This window comes from Niallia sp. FSL W8-0177 (assembly GCF_038006285.1).
Classification (GTDB): domain Bacteria; phylum Bacillota; class Bacilli; order Bacillales; family Cytobacillaceae; genus Niallia; species Niallia circulans_A.
The window spans coordinates 4,173,287-4,194,722 of record NZ_JBBOUX010000001.1; the positions used below are offsets into that span (position 1 = coordinate 4,173,287).

18 protein-coding genes are annotated in these 21,436 nt (G+C 38.7%); 8 read left to right on the forward strand and 10 right to left on the reverse strand.

What is annotated here, in order from left to right; translation table 11 throughout:
* Positions 1 to 19 precede the first annotated feature (19 nt).
* From moaA to modA, 8 genes are all read right to left on the reverse strand, one after another.
* The gene (gene moaA, locus NST77_RS20245) at positions 20 to 1,024 is read right to left on the reverse strand and encodes a GTP 3',8-cyclase MoaA (protein ID WP_047941007.1); all 1,005 of its coding nucleotides are present in this window, start codon (positions 1,022 to 1,024) and stop codon (positions 20 to 22) included.
* 55 nt (positions 1,025 to 1,079) lie between these two features.
* Positions 1,080 to 2,582: a tetratricopeptide repeat protein gene (locus tag NST77_RS20250; RefSeq protein WP_341123472.1), complete on the reverse strand. Its 1,503-nt coding sequence runs from the start codon at positions 2,580 to 2,582 to the stop codon at positions 1,080 to 1,082.
* A 54-nt stretch (positions 2,583 to 2,636) separates the two neighbouring features.
* On the reverse strand, positions 2,637 to 3,329 hold the full coding sequence (narI, locus tag NST77_RS20255; RefSeq protein ID WP_341123473.1) for a respiratory nitrate reductase subunit gamma: 693 nt from the start codon (positions 3,327 to 3,329) through the stop codon (positions 2,637 to 2,639).
* 33 nt (positions 3,330 to 3,362) lie between these two features.
* Positions 3,363 to 3,980, reverse strand: coding sequence for a nitrate reductase molybdenum cofactor assembly chaperone (gene narJ / locus NST77_RS20260; RefSeq protein WP_341123474.1), 618 nt, complete (start codon positions 3,978 to 3,980; stop codon positions 3,363 to 3,365).
* Positions 3,981 to 4,231: 251 nt separating this feature from the next.
* Positions 4,232 to 5,707 carry a nitrate reductase subunit beta gene (narH, locus tag NST77_RS20265; protein WP_341123475.1) on the reverse strand — a complete coding sequence of 492 codons (1,476 nt, stop codon included), beginning with the start codon at positions 5,705 to 5,707 and terminating at the stop codon, positions 4,232 to 4,234.
* Positions 5,697 to 9,380: a nitrate reductase subunit alpha gene (locus tag NST77_RS20270; RefSeq protein ID WP_341123476.1), complete on the reverse strand. Its 3,684-nt coding sequence runs from the start codon at positions 9,378 to 9,380 to the stop codon at positions 5,697 to 5,699. Before NST77_RS20270 ends, narH begins: the two co-directional genes overlap by 11 nt.
* A 105-nt stretch (positions 9,381 to 9,485) precedes the next feature.
* Entirely contained in the window at positions 9,486 to 10,148 is a 663-nt protein-coding gene (gene modB, locus NST77_RS20275; RefSeq protein WP_303985693.1) for a molybdate ABC transporter permease subunit, read from the reverse strand.
* 13 nt (positions 10,149 to 10,161) lie between these two features.
* On the reverse strand, positions 10,162 to 10,935 hold the full coding sequence (gene modA, locus NST77_RS20280; protein ID WP_341123477.1) for a molybdate ABC transporter substrate-binding protein: 774 nt from the start codon (positions 10,933 to 10,935) through the stop codon (positions 10,162 to 10,164).
* 86 nt (positions 10,936 to 11,021) lie between these two features.
* Here modA and moaC point away from each other — a divergent pair, with 86 nt between their 5' ends.
* From moaC to NST77_RS20300, 4 genes are all read left to right on the forward strand, one after another.
* Positions 11,022 to 11,510, forward strand: coding sequence for a cyclic pyranopterin monophosphate synthase MoaC (gene moaC, locus NST77_RS20285; protein WP_095258342.1), 489 nt, complete (start codon positions 11,022 to 11,024; stop codon positions 11,508 to 11,510).
* Between the two features lie 239 nt (positions 11,511 to 11,749).
* A complete protein-coding gene (locus NST77_RS20290; protein ID WP_341123478.1) occupies positions 11,750 to 12,853 on the forward strand; it encodes a hypothetical protein in 1,104 nt (367 codons plus the stop codon).
* 659 nt (positions 12,854 to 13,512) lie between these two features.
* Positions 13,513 to 14,391 (forward strand): SDR family oxidoreductase, encoded by an 879-nt coding sequence (locus tag NST77_RS20295; RefSeq protein WP_235973164.1) that lies wholly within the window; start codon positions 13,513 to 13,515, stop codon positions 14,389 to 14,391.
* A gap of 123 nt (positions 14,392 to 14,514) precedes the next feature.
* A complete protein-coding gene (locus NST77_RS20300) occupies positions 14,515 to 15,717 on the forward strand; it encodes an AGE family epimerase/isomerase (RefSeq protein WP_341123479.1) in 1,203 nt (400 codons plus the stop codon).
* 149 nt (positions 15,718 to 15,866) lie between these two features.
* Here the strand turns inward: NST77_RS20300 and NST77_RS20305 are convergent, their stop codons facing one another.
* Positions 15,867 to 16,784: a DMT family transporter gene (locus NST77_RS20305; RefSeq protein ID WP_341123480.1), complete on the reverse strand. Its 918-nt coding sequence runs from the start codon at positions 16,782 to 16,784 to the stop codon at positions 15,867 to 15,869.
* 134 nt (positions 16,785 to 16,918) lie between these two features.
* Here NST77_RS20305 and pdxR point away from each other — a divergent pair, with 134 nt between their 5' ends.
* Complete coding sequence (gene pdxR / locus NST77_RS20310) at positions 16,919 to 18,343, forward strand: MocR-like pyridoxine biosynthesis transcription factor PdxR (RefSeq protein WP_341123481.1); 1,425 nt, start codon at positions 16,919 to 16,921, stop codon at positions 18,341 to 18,343.
* 253 nt (positions 18,344 to 18,596) lie between these two features.
* On the opposite strand, the gene NST77_RS20315 is transcribed toward pdxR, so the two are convergent.
* Positions 18,597 to 19,559: a helix-turn-helix transcriptional regulator gene (locus NST77_RS20315; protein WP_341123482.1), complete on the reverse strand. Its 963-nt coding sequence runs from the start codon at positions 19,557 to 19,559 to the stop codon at positions 18,597 to 18,599.
* Positions 19,560 to 19,668: 109 nt separating this feature from the next.
* Here NST77_RS20315 and NST77_RS20320 point away from each other — a divergent pair, with 109 nt between their 5' ends.
* The 3 genes from NST77_RS20320 (at position 19,669) to NST77_RS20330 (ending at position 21,368) form a co-directional block, all read left to right on the forward strand.
* Positions 19,669 to 20,148: a GyrI-like domain-containing protein gene (locus NST77_RS20320; protein ID WP_341123483.1), complete on the forward strand. Its 480-nt coding sequence runs from the start codon at positions 19,669 to 19,671 to the stop codon at positions 20,146 to 20,148.
* 21 nt (positions 20,149 to 20,169) lie between these two features.
* The gene (locus tag NST77_RS20325; RefSeq protein ID WP_163186597.1) at positions 20,170 to 20,634 is read left to right on the forward strand and encodes a phage tail protein; all 465 of its coding nucleotides are present in this window, start codon (positions 20,170 to 20,172) and stop codon (positions 20,632 to 20,634) included.
* A gap of 215 nt (positions 20,635 to 20,849) precedes the next feature.
* On the forward strand, positions 20,850 to 21,368 hold the full coding sequence (locus NST77_RS20330; RefSeq protein WP_095333267.1) for a PadR family transcriptional regulator: 519 nt from the start codon (positions 20,850 to 20,852) through the stop codon (positions 21,366 to 21,368).
* Positions 21,369 to 21,436 lie beyond the last annotated feature (68 nt).

Here is a 21,436-nt window from a genome sequence, read left to right on the forward strand (position 1 = left end):
TTTGCTCTCCCTTATTGATCTATCCACCAATATAGGACATCTCCATTTTCTTTCTATGCTTCGCTGACTCTTCCGTCCGTTCATCTGAATAGCGGTCGTTTCTGTTTTTCCATGTTGGCACAATTGATTGTAAAATTGTCTGGTCATCTGCATTAGATCGTAATAATGTTCGAAGATCGAGCCCGCCGCTTGCAAATAAACAGGTATAAAACTTCCCATCTGCTGCTAGCCTGGCTCGTGTGCACGTAGAACAAAAGGATTCAGAAACTGACGTAATGAATCCAACCTCTGCATTAGTTCCAACATAACGATAACGCTTTGCCACTTCTCCTATGTAGGCAGAATCCACAGGTTCCAGCTCAAAATGTTGGCTTAATTGCTCAAACAGCTGTTTTTTCGTTATCACCTGGCTGAAATCCCAACCATTTGTTTGGCCAACATCCATAAACTCAATGTATCGCAATGGTATTTCCTGTTCTTTAAAGTATTTTGCCATTGGGATTACTTGTTGATCATTCATTCCTTTTTTGACAACCATATTCACTTTTACACTGAGTCCAGCCTTTCGTGCCTGTTCAATGGAGTCTAATATTTTTTTAGTAGGTATACCGCTATCGTTAATTGATTGAAAAACTTTATCATCTAATGCATCCAAGCTCACATTCACACGTTCTAAACCTGCTTGCTTCAAACTTTTTGCCATTTTCCCTAGCAGTATTCCATTTGTTGTCAAGCCAATATCCTCTAACCCATCAATAGCAGCTAACTTCTCAATTAGGGTTGCAATGTCTCTTCGTAATAAAGGTTCCCCGCCTGTTAAACGAATTTTTCTTACGCCTAATTGAACAAATAGTTTAGCTAATCGTTCAATCTCCTCAAAACTTAGCAACTGGTCTTTGGGTAAGAAAGAAAAGTCTTTACCGAAGATTTCCCTTGGCATACAATACGTACAACGAAAGTTACATCGATCAATAACTGATATGCGTAAATCTTGTAATGGACGACCGAGCCTATCCTGTAACATGCTAAATTCTCCTCTGTTGGTTGTAACCTCATATTTGATCGCTTTCTTCTCTTTTCTACGATAATACTTCTCTGCTATTTATTTGCAATTTGACTAGCTTGTTTTCATAGTAAGACTGCTGCTTTGGAAAATCATGACGCTGGTAAAAATCAATTACTGCTGCGAGTGCCTCTTCAGAGAGCGCCTTATCTTTTAGCTTTTCTATCTGTTCTACGCCATACTGATACCACTCACTTGCTTTTGCAATGTCCTTTTCAGCCTTTTGTTCATAACAATAAGCAAGACGAATACATGCAAAGCCTAAGGAATCCTTACTAACCGGTCTAAGGCCTTGATAAATATCAATGGCTTCTTGATAGCAGATAAAAGCTTTTTCCATATCGTTTTGTTGAATAAAATTAAATCCAATTGCTTGTAATGTATCTGCATATGCCTTCGATTGTTTTTTATTTGCCTTTTCCAATTGATCTAGGAAAGCTTGATATAGATTTCTCGCTTGTTCATACGACTGTTCTTTCGAATAAATCTTCCCGAGTGCATAAAGGAATTGCATTTGAATACGGGGATGGCCTTTCGTTAACGGCAACCCTTTCTCCAAGTAGTATTTGGCATCCTCTAATTGGTTTACCTTCATAAGTAACGTTCCGATTTTTGAATAGGCATAGACAACCATGAAGTGCTCTTGCTCATGAACTTGTTCCAGCTGTTTAAGGCTTCTCTTATAATAATTGATAGAACGTGGAGCATTTGCTAGATTCTCCTCCAGCTCTGCTAATAGCAAATTCGCCTTTGCTTGGTAAAGCAACACTGGCTGTTCAAGGGCTTTCAATAATGCCAGCGATTGCGTTATTGCCTTCCTTGCCTTTTTCAAATCAAGATAAAAGTAGATTTCTCCCATCCGTAACAGGATCAAGGCTTGGGTTAACTTGTCATCTGTCTTTTGGTAGTCTTGTAAGGTCTTCTCTTGAAGATACAAGGCGTCCTGATAATGCTCCATGCGAATATACGTCTCTGTCAATTCATTAATAGTCTGATAGATAATAGGATGCTCTTCAGGAATTGCTTTCCGAAAGCAGGTTAATGCTTCTTTAAATTGTTCAACAGCCGTAGCAAAAGCCAGATCTTGAAAGCCAATTTGCGCTAACAAATGATAGACGAGACCAAATATATAGTTATCTTCTACCTTATTTTTCTCTAGCTGCATCAACAGTGTTGCTAATAGTTTTCTAGCATTGTCAATCTGGTTATAATCTTTTTCTAGTTTTGCATAGTTTAAATACGCGTCAACCAGCGGTCTAGTTAGTCCGAGCTTTCCTATTTTTGCTTGTTGAATTGCCTGTCTGCTATAATGAGCCGATTTATCATACTGGTTCCTTTTTCGAAAATACTTTGCAAGTGACAATGCAATGGTTAATTGATTCGATACGGAAAACTCCTGTGATCTCGCCTCGTAATGAGGTTCCAACTGGCTCACGATATCTTTTGCTTGTGCCATGTTATTCTCTTGGAGTGTTTTATCGAGCTCTGCCCCCAATAAAAGAATGTCCTGATGGTTCATCCTCATCCCAACCTTATTCGTAAAATTATTTCACTATGATAGGTGCTTCCCATCTCATCCAGCCTTACGTTGAACTCTTCGTTTATAAATCACATAATTTCTACTTAAATAACGAAGCGGAAAACTAAATGCATGAACTAATCGAGTAAATGGCCAAGAAACATATAAAGCAAATGTTGTGTAAATATGGATTTTAAACCAAATGGGTACTTCAGCCATTAGCTCAGGCTGCATACGAAAAACGAATAAACCTCTTAGCCACGGCGCAATCGTTGTCCGGTAATCAAATCCTTGTGAATCGACGTTCATGCTTGTTGCTAATAATCCTGTAAAAATAACGATGATGACCAAGATTAATGCTACCCAATCGCCTATCGAAGAGGTCGCTTTAATACGTTTCACACTAAACCTGCGGTGGGCAAGCAACAGAATCCCAATAAAAGCAACAATTCCTGCAGGTAAACCAAAGATTAGGGCAATTCTATGGTAAAAGTGCTCAGAAATACCAAAAGCATTATAGAAAGACACTGGAACAATCAGCCCTGCAATGTGGCCGCCCAAGACAAAAAATAACCCCCAGTGGAACATGGGCGATCCAATTCGCAGTCGCTTTTTTTCAAAAATTTCACTAGACTTTGTTGTCCAACCAAATTGATCCTTTTGATAACGATAAATTAAACCGCCAATAAAAATGGTCAGGACAATATAAGGGAAAACTCCCCAAAGTAATAAATTGAGTGAGTTCATATTGGTTACTCCTTTTCTTCCAGCTAATATCTCTTATCCTAGCTGGTTCTTAATTAATTGATCTCGCATCTTTGCAAGAATAGCTTGATCTTCTAAATTTGGTATAGGAGTTTGCTTTTCGGCTGTCAGATGGTGCTCGAGGCCATCTTGTTCAAAGAGCTGAATCAAAACATCAAAAAGTAAGCCATAAAAGCTTTTAATTGATAAGAGAGTTTCTCTAATCTCCCAAATTGCTTGTTCATGCATTTTCCAAAGCTCTTGTCTGATATCAGCTGAAACCTGTGCAGAAAATTCAAGCATTAACGGTATATAATCTGGCAGTTCTGTTTCAACAATGTCAAAGCCGGATGCCTGATAAAATTTTTTTAGTTTTAGAAGCTCTAAGCCTCGCTCCTTTTGTTCACCATTTTTAAAATACGTAACGTAAAGATTCGTTTTCCGGTCGAAGTCAAATTGGCTTACATAATGGTTAATCCAATCATCCAATGGTGTTTGCTCTACCAGCTCTATAAATTGAAGCAGTTTTTGACGAATTCTCGTGTCGCCCACTTCCTGTATTTCTGCTGTTAATCCAAGTAGAAGCTGCCTAAATTCTTCATTTGGATAACGTAATAAAAATGCTAGCATTTGATAAAGCTCTGTTTGTTTCATGTTTGTTCATCCTTTTTGTCAGGTTACTTATTATCGCAAAGCAGGTTTATTGTGTGGCTAGTAATCCATTGCCTATCTCGAATTGTGCGGGCGCTGCTAGATTGTTGCGCCCTGTCCCAGCTTATGCTTATGCTGTTCCCGCGAAATTCTAGCAGCTACAGATTCCTAGGATTGTGGTTTCCCCACGCAAATCCCTTCATTCATATTTGCTCTAATCATTTATTCGCCTCGTGAAAGGGTGGAACCATTTATCAAGACAAGACGCCACAGGCGCCAGGTCCGCCAGCAAATTCCAATCCACAAGCGCCTTGGTCATAATAAAGATCTGCTATATCTTCCTTATGACTTTTAGGAATAACGAAGCGATCATTATATTTGGCAATAGCTAGCAGTCGGTACATCTTTCTAATGTCGTTTTCCTCGAGCCCCAGCTCTTCAATAATGGAGATATCAAAGGATTTTCCTGTTTGTTCGGCCCGCATATAGCTACGCATAACAGCCATTTTCTTTAATACAGTACGAATATGAGCCGTATCCCCAGCAGTTAATAAATTAGCTAGATATTCAATCGGAATGCGCATTTCGTCAATAGCCGGGAAGATATCTTCTGTATCTGCTTGACTGCCTTTTCCTTCTATCATATTCATAACTGGGCTAAGTGGTGGAATATACCACACCATTGGCATTGTTCGGTATTCTGGGTGTAATGGTAAAGCAATCCTCCAGTCGATGATCATTTTATATAATGGAGATTGCTGCGCCGCTTCAATCCAATCCATTGGGATGCCTTCTTTTTTCGCTTCCTTCACTACTTCTGGGTCATTTGGATCTAAGAAAATATCTAATTGTGCCTGATACAATTCTTTCTCTTCTTTAACAGAAGCTGCCTCTAATACTTTATCAGCATCATAGAGCATGACACCGATATAGCGGATTCTGCCAACACATGTTTCGGAGCAAATGGTTGGCTGGCCATTTTCAATTCTTGGATAGCATAGTGTACATTTCTCCGCTTTACTTGTTTTCCAGTTAAAATACACTTTTTTATATGGACAGGAGCTGACACATTGTCTCCAAGCCCGACAAGCATTCTGATCTACAAGTACAATGCCATCTTCATCGCGTTTATACATCGCACCTGATGGACAGGAGCTCACACAAGGTGCGTTAATGCAATGTTCACATATACGCGGCAAATACATCATAAATACATCTTCAAACTCCGTTTTTATTGATTCCTCCATTTGCACAACATTTGGATCACGCAAACCAGTTATATGCCCGCCAGCAAGGTCATCTTCCCAGTTCGGTCCCCACTCTAAATCCATAAACTCGCCAGTGATAGCTGACTTTGCTCGGGCAATAGGTTGATGCTTACGTTCTGGACTGTTTGTCAATGTTTCATAATCATAATTCCATGGTTCATAATAATCATCAATTTCTGGTTGATTTGGGTTATAGAAAAGGCTGAATAATCGATTTACTTTAGAACCTGATTTCAGTTTTAGTTCACCCTTTTTATCCAGCTCCCAGCCGCCTTTATATTTCTCTTGGTCTTCCCATTGTTTCGGATAGCCGATTCCAGGTTTTGTTTCGACATTATTAAAGTACATATATTCTGCGCCAGGGCGATTGGTCCACGTATTTTTGCATGTCACACTACATGTATGACAGCCAATACATTTATCTAAATTCATCACCATGCCAATTTGTGCTTTAATCTTCAAGCCACTCCACCTCCTTCATCTTTCTAATGACGACATGTAAATCCCGTTGGTTTCCAGTTGGTCCATAATAGTTAAATCCATAGCTTAGTTGGCCATAGCCACCAATCATATGCGTTGGCTTAACATGGATTCGCGTAGGACTATTATGTGTCCCTCCTCGGTTTTTCGTAAGATTTGTGCCAGGAACGTGAATATGTCTGTCTTGAGCATGGTACATAAAGGCAACACTTCTAGGAATTCGATGAGAGACAACCGCTCTGGCAACGACCACACCATTTCGGTTAAAGCATTCAATCCAATCGTTATCTTCTATATCTACTTCTTTGGCATCTTCCTTGTTCATCCATATCGTTGGTCCACCTCTAAACAATGTCAGCATCGGCTGCGCATCATAATACATACTGTGAATAGACCATTTATTATGTGGTGTTAGATAATTTAACGTAATTTCTTTTCCTTCCACTTTTGGACGATCTTGCTGAAAAGGTGTATGGTGGAGCATTGGCTTAAATGTCGCCATCTCTTCCCCAAATTCCTTCATCATCTCATGATCTAAATAAAAGGACTGTCTTCCTGTAAGGGTATGGAAAGGAATCATTCGCTCAATATTTGTTGTAAATGGTGAATACCGTCTCCCGCCTTTTTCCGAACCAGTAAAGGCAGGTGACGTAATGACCGTTTTTGGTTGTGCATTAATTTGTTCTAATGTAAATAGATCTTCTTCACGCTCTGCAGCTAAATCCTTTAACTCCAAGCTTGTTTGCTGTTCCAGTGATTCCCAAGCCTTGACTGCGATTTTGCCGTTTGTCGTAGATGACATCATGAGAATGGCCTGACAAGCGTCTCTTGCACTTTCAATATTTGGGAGACCTTTGGAAATCCCTTCTTCTTCTACTACACCAATTGCATGCTTGACTTGTTCATACTCCTTTTCCATGGACCAGCTTATCCCTTTGCCGCCATATGGGTTTTTGGCAACATTCGGTCCTAGAGAGGTCATTTTTTTATAAACCTGCTTATAATCTCGTTCTACCACATGAATATTTGGCATGGTTCGCCCTGGAATTGCTTCACAATCACCTTTGGACCAATCTTTAATCTCCCCAAAAGGCTGGGCCATTTCTTGTGGAGTATCGTGCTGCAGCGGTGTAGCTACAACCTCTTTAATTACGTCCATATCGATTTGCTCGGCTAGCTCTGAAACCCCTTTTGCTAGCTTCTTGAAAATATCCCAATCTGACTTCGATTCCCAAGGCGTAGCAACCGCTGGATTAAATGGATGTACAAATGGATGCATATCTGTGCTTGATAAATCAAACTTTTCATACCAGGTCGCGGCTGGTAAGATAATATCGGAATACAAGCCCGTTCCTGCCATCCGGAAATCAAGATCGATTAAAAGATCCAATTTTCCTTCTGGTGCCTCTTCCCGCCATTTTATTTCAGCTGGTCGAATACTAGATTGATCATCATTCAACAATCCGTGTGTTGTTCCAAGTAAATGTTTTAGAAAATATTCATGCCCTTTTCCAGAGCTTGAGATTAAATTGGCACGCCAAACAAATAACGTACGAGGAAAATTGACTGGATTATCTGGGTCTTCTATCGCAAATTGCAATGATTTATTCATCAACTCTTTTGCTACATATTGCGCAATTTCCTCTTGGGTTTGACAGCCCTTTGCCACTGCCTCTTTATAAATAGCAATGCCATTCTTATTAAATGTTGGATAGGATGGCAGCCATCCTAATCGAGCCGCTAGCACATTATAATCCCCATGATGGTCATATCTTGCTTTCTCTACTGTCGCAGCCGTTATCTCATTAACAGACGTTTCTTCATAACGCCACTGGTCTGTAGCAAAATAAAAAAATGATGTCCCATTTTGCAGTTTTGGCGGTGCCTGCCAATCTTTTGCTGTAGCTAAGGTATTCCATCCTTCTGCTGGTCGAAGCTTTTCTTGCCCTACATAATGTGCCCAGCCTCCCCCATTTACTCCTTGCGCACCTACCATTAAAATTAAGTTGATGATGGCACGATAGATAGTGTCGGAATGGAACCAATGGTTAATACCAGCACCCATAATAATCATAGAACGACCTTTTGTATCGATAGCATTTTGGGCAAATTCTTTCGCGATTTTAATAACTAAGTTTCGATCGACATTACTAATACTCTCTTGCCATGCTGGAGTAAAAGGCGCCATGTCATCATAGGATTGTGCGACTTCTCCACCGATGCCCCGATCAATTCCGTAATTAGCAAGCATAAGATCATAAACTGTTGTGATATATTCTGTTTGCCCATTTAATTCAACTGCTTTTACTGGAACGGAACGATTCATAACAGAACGCTTTTCTGCATCAAAGTAGGGCAATTGAATTTCCATCACCTCATCTTCAAGCCCTAGAAAGCTTAGCTTTGGATCAATTGCTTCTCCTGTATATTCATCCACTAAATGCAGATTCCATTTCCCTTTTTTATCCCATCGAGAACCTATTGTTCCTTGTGGAATAGCAAAATTCCCCGTGCGCTCATTATACATAGCAGGCTTCCACTCATTATGCTCACCAGAAAGGCCTAGATCCTTTGCATGTAAAAAGCGGTCAGCCTGGTAGCTTGATCCCACTTTTTTCAAACGAACGGCGAAAGGAAAATCAGTATATTGTTTCGCATAAGATTCAAAGTATGGTATTTGTTTTTTATGATAAAACTCATTTAAAATAACATGTCCCATTGCCATGGCTACCGCACCATCCGTCCCTTGCTTGACAGCCATCCAGTCATCAGAGAATTTGGTTGATTCCGCATAGTCTGGACTAACAGAAACCACTTTTGTTCCTTTATATCTTGCCTCGGCAAGGAAGTGAGCATCTGGTGTACGTGTTAAGGGAACATTAGAGCCCCATGTCATAATATAGCCAGCATTAAACCAATCAGAGCTTTCTGGAACATCTGTCTGATCTCCCCAAATTTGTGGAGATGCAGGTGGCAAATCCGCATACCAGTCATAAAAGCTAAGCATCGGTCCTCCTATTAGGGACATAAAGCGGCTTCCCGCTGCATGACTCACCATGGACATCGCTGGAATTGGAGAAAAGCCAACATTACGATCAGATCCGTATCTTACCGTTGTATACAAAACAGCCGCTGCAATAATTTGCGTAACTTCTTCCCAATCAGCCCGTACTAATCCGCCTTTTCCGCGAACACTTTTATACTGATTGGCCTTTTCTTTATCTTCCACAATGCTTTTCCAAGCATCTAATGGTTTCTTGTGTTCCGCTATGGCCTCTCGCCATAAATATAGTAGCTTTTTGCGAATATAAGGATACTTCACACGCAACGGGCTATATAAATACCAGGAAAAACTTGCACCTCGCGGACAGCCCCTTGGCTCAAATTCCGGCATGTCTGGTCCTGTTGTTGGGTAATCCACATTTTGCCCTTCCCATGTCACAATGCCGTCTTTCACGAAGATGTTCCAGCTGCAAGAACCCGTACAGTTCACTCCATGAGTGGAACGGATTACTTTATCATGCTGCCATCTTCTGCGATACACATTTTCCCAATCCCGGTCTCCTTCTTGTAATTGACTATGGTTATTGCTATATGTTTCTTTTGGTTTCAAATAGTTTAATCGTTGCCAAAGTGGAGATGGTTTTTTCTTCATCTTTATCCCTCCATATTCCGACCTGTCATCAAAGCAGGTTGCTTATATGCTTATTAAAACATCCTCCACTAGCTTAAGGTGTGAAATACATCACACATGGATGCATTAACTGCGGCGTGCCCTCTTTTGAATAAAAAGCAGCATAACAAAAGAAATAATCACCATCATCATCACCCAGCTCCATGCGAGTGCAAGTTTGTTAGATTCAAAAGCAACATAAATCGCTAATGGAAGCGTTTGCGTTTGTCCCGGAATATTTCCTGCAAACATAATCGTTGCACCAAATTCCCCTAAGGCTCTAGCAAAACTTAATATTGTGCCTGTGACAAGAAAGGGAGAACATAATGGTAGTGAAATATGTCGAAATAGACGCCAACTATTTGCACCATCTACTCGAGCTGCATCCTCTATTAATGGATCCATACTCGCAAACCCATTTTTCACCGATTGATACATTAATGGGAAAGCAACCACAACAGCTGCAAGGATAGCTCCCGAAACGGTAAACATTAAGGATTGGCCAAATAAAAAATCAAGAGCTTTCCCAATCACACCATTCTTTCCAAATAGCATAATCAGCAGGAAACCAATCACCGTTGGTGGTAACACAATTGGTAATAGCAGAATGACTTCTATGATTACCTTGCCCGGAAACTCTTTTTTCGTCATGAACCATGCCGTTACAATTCCTAATATAATTACAAAAAGCGTCGCGCTAATTGCAATTAATAAAGAGAGCTCAATAGGCTGCCAAAAGCTACTTTTCATTCTGCACTCTCCTTTACTTGTTTACGGTGGTGAACCCATACTTCGCAAAAATAGTGTCTGCCTTTGCACTTCGCAAAAAGTTATAAAAAGCTACTGCTTCTTCCTTATGCTTGGTATCTTTCAAAATTCCGATTGGATACTGGATAGGATCATGCCATTCTTCATCGACTACTCGCTCTACTTCTACTTGCTTAGCGGCTATTACGTCTGTGGCATATACAAAACCAAAGTCAACACTTCCTGATTCCACATACTGTAATACTTGGCGAACATCTTTTGCATAGACTAATTTAGATTCAAGGGAATGAAATATCCCTACATGTTCGAGCGCCTGTTTTGCATAGATACCTGCTGGGACGCTTTCTGGTGTCCCAATAGCAATTTCTTGTACCTGTTCGTCTAGTAAATCCTTAAATTCGCGAAATTGAGAGAAGCTATCTTTTCTTTTGATCAGGACTAACTGATTACGTAATAATAATTCTTGATGTGACTTATCTAGCAAACCCTGTTTATTTAAATAGTCAAATGGCTCTTCAGCAGCTGAGAGGAAAATGTCAACTGGTGCGCCTTGACTAATTTGTTGTTGTAATGCTCCTGAAGATGCTAGATTTAGCGATATAGCTATATTGGATTCCCTTGATTCAAATGCCTCCACAAGCTCCTCCATCGCATCCGTTAAACTCGCGGCGGCTGACACGGTTAGCTTCACTTCTCTTTTCTCCGAAGAACAGCCCGCTAGAAAAAAGAAACAGATACAAATAATGATCAAGCCTTTCCATTTATACATATGGTTCTCCTTTATTTTTTTTAGCCGATAATGATGCAAGACGCATCCATTTACTTTTGTTATACTACAAACAAGGAGTGATATTAGTGACAAACTTCACACATTTTAATCAGCAAGGCCGGGCAAAGATGGTTGATATCACCGACAAGCAGGAATCATCTCGCACAGCTATTAGTCAATCAAGTATTATCGTGAATGAACTTATTTATAAAAAAATAATGAACCATGAGTTTGCAAAAGGAGATGTACTTGCTGTTGCACAAGTTGCTGGTATTATGGCAGCAAAGCAAACTTCTTCGATTATTCCCATGTGTCACCCACTTTCACTAAGTGGAGTTGATATGCAATTTAATTGGAAACAAAATGAGGATAAATGGGAGCTTATTATACGAGTAGAAGTAAAAACCAAAGGAAGCACTGGAGTCGAAATGGAAGCATTAACGGCCGCCGCAGTTACAAGCTTAACCATTTATGATATGTGCAAAGCGGTCGATAAAGGGATGGTAATCGGGCCAACCTTTCTAGTGGAGAAATCCGGCGGGAAAAGTGGCGATTATAAGCGAGAGGAAATGTGAGATTTAAGTGGAGGAAGCTGGATCAAGCAGAGACGTTTGATCCAGCTTTTTTTTACTCTCCTCTTCCATGATTACACCCTAATTTATAAATAGGTAAGCGCTTGGAAAGAAAGGGAGAATCTATTAACTAAACGCTCCTATTCTATGAAAAATAAAATATTCCCTGTTAACTTTATTGCATTTGGGGAATACATCTAGAATAATAGATGGAAGAAATCCATACATAAGGAAGTGACAACATGAAAAGACTAGCCTTGTTTTTTTCAGGAGTACTACTTGTTGTGCTCCTCATCTCTTGTTCGAAAAACACTCCTACTATTAAAGAAACTGAACAACATGATGAAGAACAGACACAGAAAGAAAAGTCTTCTGGTGAGAAGAAAGCAATAAAAGAAGAGAATCCTCCGCCAGCCTACAAACCGCTGGAACCAACAGAAGGTGCTTCTTCTCTAGACAAAAAGGTTGCTGATGAGGAAATAGAGAAGATGCCGAGTGCAGAAGCCCGTGGGGAAGATCGCACCAGGATGGTTCCACTTGGAGAAACATTAGTAAAAGATGCCGTTGATCAAACAGATGGTCCCTTAAAGAATCATAGACTTATAGCGTATTACGGACATCCAAACTCTACCAAAATGGGAATATTGGGAGAAATGGAGCCAGATGAATTAATGGCAAAATTAAAAGAGCAAACCCAAGCATATTCAGATGCTGACCCTTCACGCCCTGCTGTACCAATGATTGAACTCATTTCTACCGTAGCACAGCGTGATCCAGGGACGGATGGGAAGTACTACCATCCAACTTCACCAGAGCAAATTGATGAATATTCTACTCTCGCGGAAGAAAACGATGCCCTGCTTATGCTGGATGTTCAACTTGGAACAGATTCCGTTCTAAATCAGGTGAAATTACTTGAGAAATGGCTAAAGCTCCCTCATGTCCACCTAGCGATTGATACGGAATTTCATGTAAAAGAAGGACAAACTCCAGGTGTCAATCTTGGTCAAGTAGACGGAGCTGAAGTACAAGAAGCAGTGCAGTACTTGACGGAAATGGTAAATGAAAATAATTTGCCCGATAAAATTGTCCTTGTCCATCAATTTATGGACGAAGCATTAACGAACAAAGAAGCCATCAAGCCAACCGAGAATGTAGAAGTAGCCTTAAATTATGACGGGTGGGGCGATTCTAATACTAAAATGGCACTCTATCGCAAATTCGTGCGCAATGAAGCAGTGCAATACGGTGGATTTAAAATCTTTTATAACAAAGATAAACCTGTGCTAAGTCCTGAAGAGGTCTTGAAGCTGGATCCTAGCCCTGCGATTATTAATTATCAATAAAGAGTTAATATTTGTGAAAAAAGGGAGTTTCATTACTCCCTCAGACTGTCGACAAACTCCTAATTCGGTAATTAGGAGTTTGTCTTAGTTTATAAATATACATTCTTTTAAATAAGAGTTGATTTCCGTTGCAGGGGTTCGCTTTCCGTGGGGCTCGCGCTGAGCCGCTTCGGCCTAAAGGCCTGCAGGGTCTCAGACTGTCTCGCAGATCCCACAGGAGTCTCACCCCTTTCACTCCAATCAATGCATAATAATTCCATTTACATTTCCTAAATTCCTTTTGTCAACAAGCTGAGGGAGTTTCATTGCTCCCTTTTTATTATGATCCCCCTATCTTCTTCATCCATGTAATGTGCTACAAACTTGTGCAAGAGCTCATAGAATTGGAAACCTACTTTCATCCCTTGATCTGCCACTATTTATGATAACTTCATCACTCTATTATCCGATTAATATATGAGCCACTCGAATTAGAAAAGTTATATATCAACTATTCCACTCATTCTCTAGTATTCCCGATATGACAGATAGTGCTATAACACTCCGCCTAGGTAAAAAGGTAAAAAAATCCACTAAGCGGTTGCATGTCAAAAAGGAGTTTAGTCTCAAGACAGGGTGGAATGTTAAATAACACATAAATAATTTAGGAGGCGTTATAATTGAGTAAATTAGATGAACAAACCATATTATCAAATGGAGTCAATCCTCAAAAACAATCCGAGCAGCCGGGGGTTGAAAAGGAAATGGACCCTATCCCGATTTATGAGCTAGAAACCCATGTTGGTTCTGGAAAATTGAAAGGCAAAGTGGCCTTGATTACTGGAGGAGACAGTGGAATTGGTAAGGCAGTAGCGATTGGGTATGCAAAGGAAGGCGCGGATATTGCCATCGCCTACTTAAATGAGCAAGAGGATGCGGAAAATACGAAAAAGCGTATTGAACAAGAAGGCGTAAAATGTACGTTGCATGCTGGAGATGTGGCGGATGAAGCATTTTGTAATCAACTAGTTGAAGATGTTATTCAGCAGCATGGAAAACTGAATATCCTTGTTAATAACGCAGCACGTCAGGAAGTAAAAAACAGCGTGCTAGAAATCTCTGCTGAACAATTGAAACGTACATTTGACGTAAACTTTTTTTCAATGGTGTATTTAACTAAAGCTGCCATTCCCCATTTATCAGTTGGTGATAGCTTAATCTATACCGCTTCTATTAATGCATATGTTGGCAATAAAGCGTTGATTGATTACACATCTACTAAAGGGGCTATTGTATCCTTTACTCGTTCCATTGCTCAAGAACTCTCCTCAAAAGGAATTCGAGTTAACGGTGTAGCACCTGGACCGATTTGGACACCACTTATTCCAGCAACCATGACAACCGACCTGCAAGAATCATTTGGCGTTTCTACCCCTATTGGTCGTCCTGGTCAACCAGCAGATCTTGTAGAACCATACATCCTGCTTGCTTCTGAAGGTTCTGCCTATATGACCGGCCAATTCATCCATGTGAATGGTGGACAATATATGTCTTCTTAATTAGATAAATAAGTCATTCGGACAGCTAAAAAAATCAAGCAGTATTTTCTTCATGAAAAGGAAATACTGTCTTGATTGCTGCCATCTATTTAAGGTATCACCTAATGGAGGAGGGTTGCCAATATGGAAGGTTCAAGCCATATCCAGTTTGATCATTATCAGGATAAGGAAGAATTGAAAAAACATATATTTAAGACACTTCATTTTTATTATCCGGCCTGTATCGATGATGAAAAGGGCGGATATATTAATGGGTTTTTAGATGATGGTACTATTAATGACACAGATACTAAACATTTAGTAGCGACTAGCAGGTATATTTATATTTTTAGTATTGGTGCAATTTTAGATGGTCCAGATTGGTGTTTAAAAGCAGCACGACATGGAATCCAATTCTTGCATGAACATCATTTAGATAAACAGTATAATGGATACTACTTTGAAATGAATGGAACGGATGTAAAAGATGCTGCTAAAATGGCCTATGGGCATGCCTTTGCATTATTAGCATCCTCTATTGCGTACCAAGCTGGCATAAAAGAAGCCAAAGAAGTGATGGAAAACGTCTTTAATGTGGTGGAAAACCACTTTTGGGATCCGAAACATGGATATTACAAAGACCAGTGGGATGCTGGGTGGACCACTCTTTCCTCTTATAGAGGCCAAAACCCAAACATGCATATGTGTGAAGCCATGCTGACTGCATATGAAGCAACAAATGAAAAAAAATACTTAAAGAAGGCCTACCAGCTCGCAGAGGGCGTTACCCAAGAATTAGCAGACCGTGCAGGCGGGATGATTTGGGAAAACTATACACCGGACTGGCAGCCTGATTATCAATTCAATAAAGACAACACAAAAGATGAATTCCGCCCATTTGGATTTATCCCTGGTCATCAATTTGAATGGAGTAAACTCTTAATGTGGCTTGACAGGCATCAATCAGAACCTTGGATGCAGGAGACTGCAGAGAAATTGTTCGCAAAAGGATGGGAACAGGGTTGGGATGTAAAATATGGAGGTATTTATTTTGCCCTATCGCCAAGCTTAGAAGTCATTGATACGGATAAAAATTACTGGGTTATATCAGAAGCAATCGCTGCCGCAGCCTTACTAGCTGCAAAAACAAAGAATCAACAATACTGGGATTATTATAATCAGTTATTCACTTATTCCGCCCAGTATTTCATGGATCATGAACATGGTGGTTGGTATACACTGCTTAACCGAGAGAATGTAAAATATAGCAATGTAAAAACTACACCTCCCAAAACAGATTACCACCCCATCTCAGCCTGCTATCAATCCATACTTGCTCTACCATAAACTAGATTTCTAAAGAATAGCCTTGATTATGACATTAAAAAGCATCTTTTAGTGTGTTTAGCTAAAAGATGCTTTTGTCTCTAGATTTTCCACTATCTTCCGATTATTTTTCTATTATTTGTCTCTTAGTGGCCTAATTAGCACTTGATTTAATTATTTTCAATCCCTTGATCCATCTGTATTTTCTCTTCTCTCGAGCTAAAATAAATAGCCATAAAGATTAGGCATAGTCCTATTAGATGGTAATAATAAAGTGGTTCTTTCAAAAGGAAAAATGATAGAACTACTGTGCTTAGTGGCAAAACGCTTGTTAATATACCTACTGTCGCAGCAGATAATACAGCAAGGCCTTGATACATAAGCAAAAAAGCCAAAACAGTAACAACCATTCCGAAATAAAAAATCAAAAGCCAATCATAACCAGAACCGAATGAATAATTAGCAGTTATGCTATCATAAATAGCCATTGGTAAAAATAACAATCCCCCTATAACAGACACTCCTGTTGTTATAGTTAATGGACTTACTTTTTTTGATATAGACTTACCTAAAATGATAAACAATGCTTCTCCCATCACTGCCCCCAAAACAAGGAAGTTACCTACTATTTCTAGATGATTGCCCGATATCTCTTGCATCACTCCTGAAACGTTAAGAATGATGACTCCTAAAATAGCAGTTATTATACCCGCTATTTTATTTCTTGTAAGTTTCTCTTTAATTATAAAGTAAGCAAGAAGAGCAACCATTGCTGGTAAAGTACTAGTAACTATTCCTGCCTCCATTGCAGTAGTATATTTTAAACCATACAGCATAAAGATACTAAATAAAAATACTCCCGTCAGAGATTGAAAAAAGAGAATGACAATATCCCTTCTACTTAATGAAGGAATCCCCTCCTTGTAAATCAGTAAAGGGACTAATATTAGGGAAGCTACTAAAAACCTTAGCTCAGATGCTAAAAATATCGGCATCGTTTGAATTAATATTTTTCCTGCAACCACCGAACTACCTACAATGGTCATTGCCGCAATAACTTTAAGGTATGCTACTATCCTTTCACTCAATATAACCAACTCCATCTCAAGTAATTATTCCATTTAAACTGGTGTTACAGTAAAATTAACATTATAAATTGGTTTATTAAAGAACCAATTATCATTTATTTTTAAAACCAATATGAACACTTTAGGTGATAATGATGATTTGGATTGAATTAGATAGAACTTCAGAAAAACCAATATTTCAACAAATATACGTGAAAATTAAAGAACAGATTTTACGAGGAGAACTTCTTGAGAGGGACCGACTTCCCTCGAGTCGTGATTTAGCTACCATTTTAGACGTGTCTCGAAGTGTCGTTCTCGAAGCCTATGATCAATTAATGGCTGAGGGATACATTAAATCTAAACAAGGAGCTGGAACTTTCGTGGAATCTGGAATATCACTAGAGGGTTTTCCTACGAATGAGGAACGGCCTATCTCTGAAAAAAGTACTGATTCAATGAGTAAGGTAAAGACCAATAATTTCATTGACTTTCGTTCCGGCGTACCTTGTTTAAAAAAGTTTCCTCGAAAAAAGTGGGCCAGTATAGGAAAAGACGTTTTTGAAACGATTGAAGACTCATTATTTGGTTATAGTTCACCTGAAGGAAGTGAAGAGTTACGGGTGGTATTATCAAGCTACCTTTATAGAACTAGAGGAATAAACTGTCATCCTAGTCAAATTATTATCACCTCTGGAGCTACTCAAGCATTCACACTTCTAGCTAAACTATTAGTAAAGACTAACTCCGAAGTATTAATAGAGGATCCAGTAACGAAAGAAATTCCTGAAATTTTTATTGAAAGAGGGGCTAATATTACTCCTATTCCAGTCGATGAATTTGGAATGCAAACAGAATGGCTTACAACGAAAAAAAAAGAAAACATTATTTTCGTTACTCCCTCTCATCAATTCCCTTTAGGTGGAATATTACCCATTCAAAGAAGAATTCAACTTATTAATTTTGCTAAGGAAACAAATAGTTATATTCTAGAGGACGATTATGATAGTGAATTTCGCTATTCTGGTCATCCAGTAAGTTCACTGCAAGGATTATTTCCTGAACGAGTTATTTACATAGGGACTTTTAGTAAAATCTTATCACCTAGTCTGCGAATTGGTTATGTCATTTTGCCAAATGCACTGGTAGAAGAAGCCAAAAATCTTAAAAGATACACTGATTATCACTCTCCAACTATTGAGCAAGTAATTTTAGCACGTTTTATAAAGGATGGACACTTAGAGAAACATGTAGTTAAAATGAGGAAACTATATAAAAAAAAGAGAGATTTCTTAATAGGATGTCTAAAAAAGGAATTTGGAGACCTAATTAAAATCCTTGGTGCTTCAACAGGCATTCACCTAGTTGTTAAATTTAATTTTAAGTTCCCACAAAAGATCTTAGATGAAATCAAAAATAAAGGAGTTAATATCTTTTCCGTAGAGAAACATGCTTTAATTAAAGGAAAACACAACAACAAGCTTATTTTCGGATATGGTAATTTAACTGATACGGAATTAGCAGAAGGAGTAAAGCTCTTAAGAAATGTGATAGAAGCAGAGTCAGGACAGAAAAATTAAACAACACTACTAAATAATCCAATAATAGCTGATTTGAAGAAATCCCTTTTTAATGGAAGGAGGGAAGATATTGGTAAAGCAATTGACAACCGATTTATGAAAGCAGGAGTATATTGAGCATGAAACCATGATCATCATACAGTTACAACGGAAATGCTTAGAATGATTCGTCTCTCACTCGTCAAAAGCATAAACCAATACCTTATTTACTGGTTCAACGTAATACATCTAAATATGGTCTAACAAGCAATGATTATGGACAATATAGAGATAGTCTCCCTTGTAAACCTTCCAAGATTTCTACAGGCATTTCCCTGACCTTGATATCCTCACCTAGGAATAATAGCCAACTTGTTATTTCCGTTAATTCTTCGGAATGATGAACATTAATAAAGGTCTTTAGAATGGCTGTAGTTTGGTAAGGATTCGTATAAGAAAGTGACATTCTTAACGGATGGTATTTCTTATACTGTGCAATTGCCTTTGGACCAAGTTCAAGGACAAGGTTGATTACTTCCTCCTGCTTACTTAGTTTTTCTAAAATCTTTTTCCTGCTTAATTTATTATTGGTAGTGCATGGTTCTACATCTGTGAGATTGTCGACAGGCAAAATCCGTTTCTTCTCTTCCTTTAAATCAAAGCCTTCAATCAGCCACAGGCTTTTTTCACGATAAAGGTTCAAGAGGTAAATAGGATAGGACTTTATAACTTTCTCCTCTCTAATGGTAATCAGTAAATATCTATCCATAATAAGTAATTGGATTAATTTTTCTAACATGGGATGAGGAAGATCAGACAAATCAAGCAGATCAGGATTATTCGGATTGGTCCCTTCAAATAGCAAGATGCGATTTAAAAGAACAAGGTCATCTTGCTGGGTTTCTGAGATGAGTCCTAGTAATTTTTCAGCTAAAGACTGGCGACTCTTTAAATAAGGGAGCTGTTGGTTTCTCGTAGCCATAAAGGCAATAAAAAGAGCTTTAATCTCATTATCAGTAAAACGAACAGTTGGCAGGACAGAGTTGTTCATCACAAAATATCCCCCGTCCCTTCCGACTTCTGCGACAAGTGGCATCCCCATCGCTTCAATTTCTCTGATGTCTCTAATTGCTGTCGAACGAGAGATGTTAAATTCTCTCATGATTTCAGAAATTGTAAAGTTGGCGCGGTTGTTAATATACCGCATAATGGTATTAATTCGTTCAACCTTTTTCATCCCGTCCCCCTAAACAGTATCATTTTTTGACATGGTTTAAGTTTATTATATATCTATCAAGTGAAAAGCAGAATCATTTGATTAAATTTTTAAAGAGGAAGTGTTGAATATGGCAGATTATATGCTAGAAGAAAAAGACAGCTTTATCGTTTTAGGGATTGGAACTGAACTTAAGAGTGATTACACAGACTATGCGGGCATAACAAAGGAAAAAGCAGACTTTTGGCAAGCAGTCAAACAAGAAGGAAAGCTTGACGCCTTAAAGGCCATTGCCACAAATGACTATATTTTTATCGTAAACGAAGCGGTAAACAACAAGATGATGCATTATGTCGGGGTCATGACAGAGCAATCATTACCAGAAGCGGACAGAATGATTCAATTTCCTAAAGGAGAATACTTAGTAGTTAAAGGGGAAAGTAAGACCGCTGATGAATTGCAGAATATGCTTACTGGCATTGCATTTGGTCAAGTCTTGCCTGAAGCAAAGAATTTCGCCTATGTTGGTGGACCAAATACAGTGGTAGAAATGGGACAGCAAAACGGCTTATTACTTGGTGAGATGTGGATTCCTGTTGTAAGGAAATAAGAAGGATATGGAGGGATAGGAATGGCCTATATCGTTGATTTTAAAAATGTGTCTACGATTGGTTTAGAATCTTCACCTATAGCAGAAGCACTTGCTGGCTTACGAGCTAACGAGGCCCGTTACTTTATGAACAAATATAAGCATGAATTTACGGTTGTACCAGCTAATGAGTCCTGTGAGACCCTAGATTATGTAAACCGGATTTTAAAGGAAGAACGTGGTATTGAATTTGCAGCTAAGCCTTTAGAAACTTCAACCTTTCAAGTAGAAAATATCAAATGGACCTACGTCTTTTATGAGGATGGTCTTGCAATTAACGTTCTGTATACAGTAGATAACCCAAAAAAGCGCGCCGTTGGTTTTAAGCTTTCTGATGGGATGGAAGTACCAAAGGAATTAGAAGGGAAATTTAAGTTTGCTAGGCAGAAATCTAAGTTAGCCGGAACAATCCGAGGCTCGTTTTTTGTTATTAAAGGAGAATATTAACGTTAGTAAAGCAGCACCCCTCAAAATAGAGGGTGCTGTTTTTATTTTTGCTTAGGTTATTTACTTGTGGTACGGTTCATCGCCGCTACTCTACATGAGGTTTTTCCTCCATTAATTATGTTATAGTCCTACTAACTAATAAACCACTCAATTGACTACAAGTAAAATTTACGAGAAAATAGAATATAAAAAAGAATGCTGAAAGGAGGATCTCTGTGGAACATCGCTCTCTAATTCTGCTTGGGTTACTAATGGGACAAAGTCAACATGGATATCAAATTAATGAATTCATCGAAAGAAACTTAAGTACTGTGACAGATATGAAAAAACCCACTGCTTATGCTACTCTGGATAAACTAAATCAAAAAGGTTATATAGATATTCATTTAGTACAAGAAGGAAATAGGCCCACCCGAAAAGTGTACTCTATAAATGAAAGCGGCCGAGTATATTTTTATCAATTACTATTAGATAATCTGTCTTCTGCGGAAAGTGTAAATTACCAAGGGGATATTGGGTTAATGTTTATTGATTTCCTTCCGATGAATCAAGTAATACCGGCCTTGAATGAAAGATTAAAGAAAAATAAAAAACTCATAGATCTATTTAAACAAACTCCTGAACATGGTATACGAACCGGTGTTAACCTTGCAGTCAAACATAAGATTACCATGTTAGAAGCAGAAATTTCCTTTCTTGAAAATACCATTCAACATCTTATTCAATCGAATTAAAATTTTATATCCAAAAGATTCAAAGGAGCCGATAGAGGGTTCCTTTTTTATTTAAATCTTAATAATAA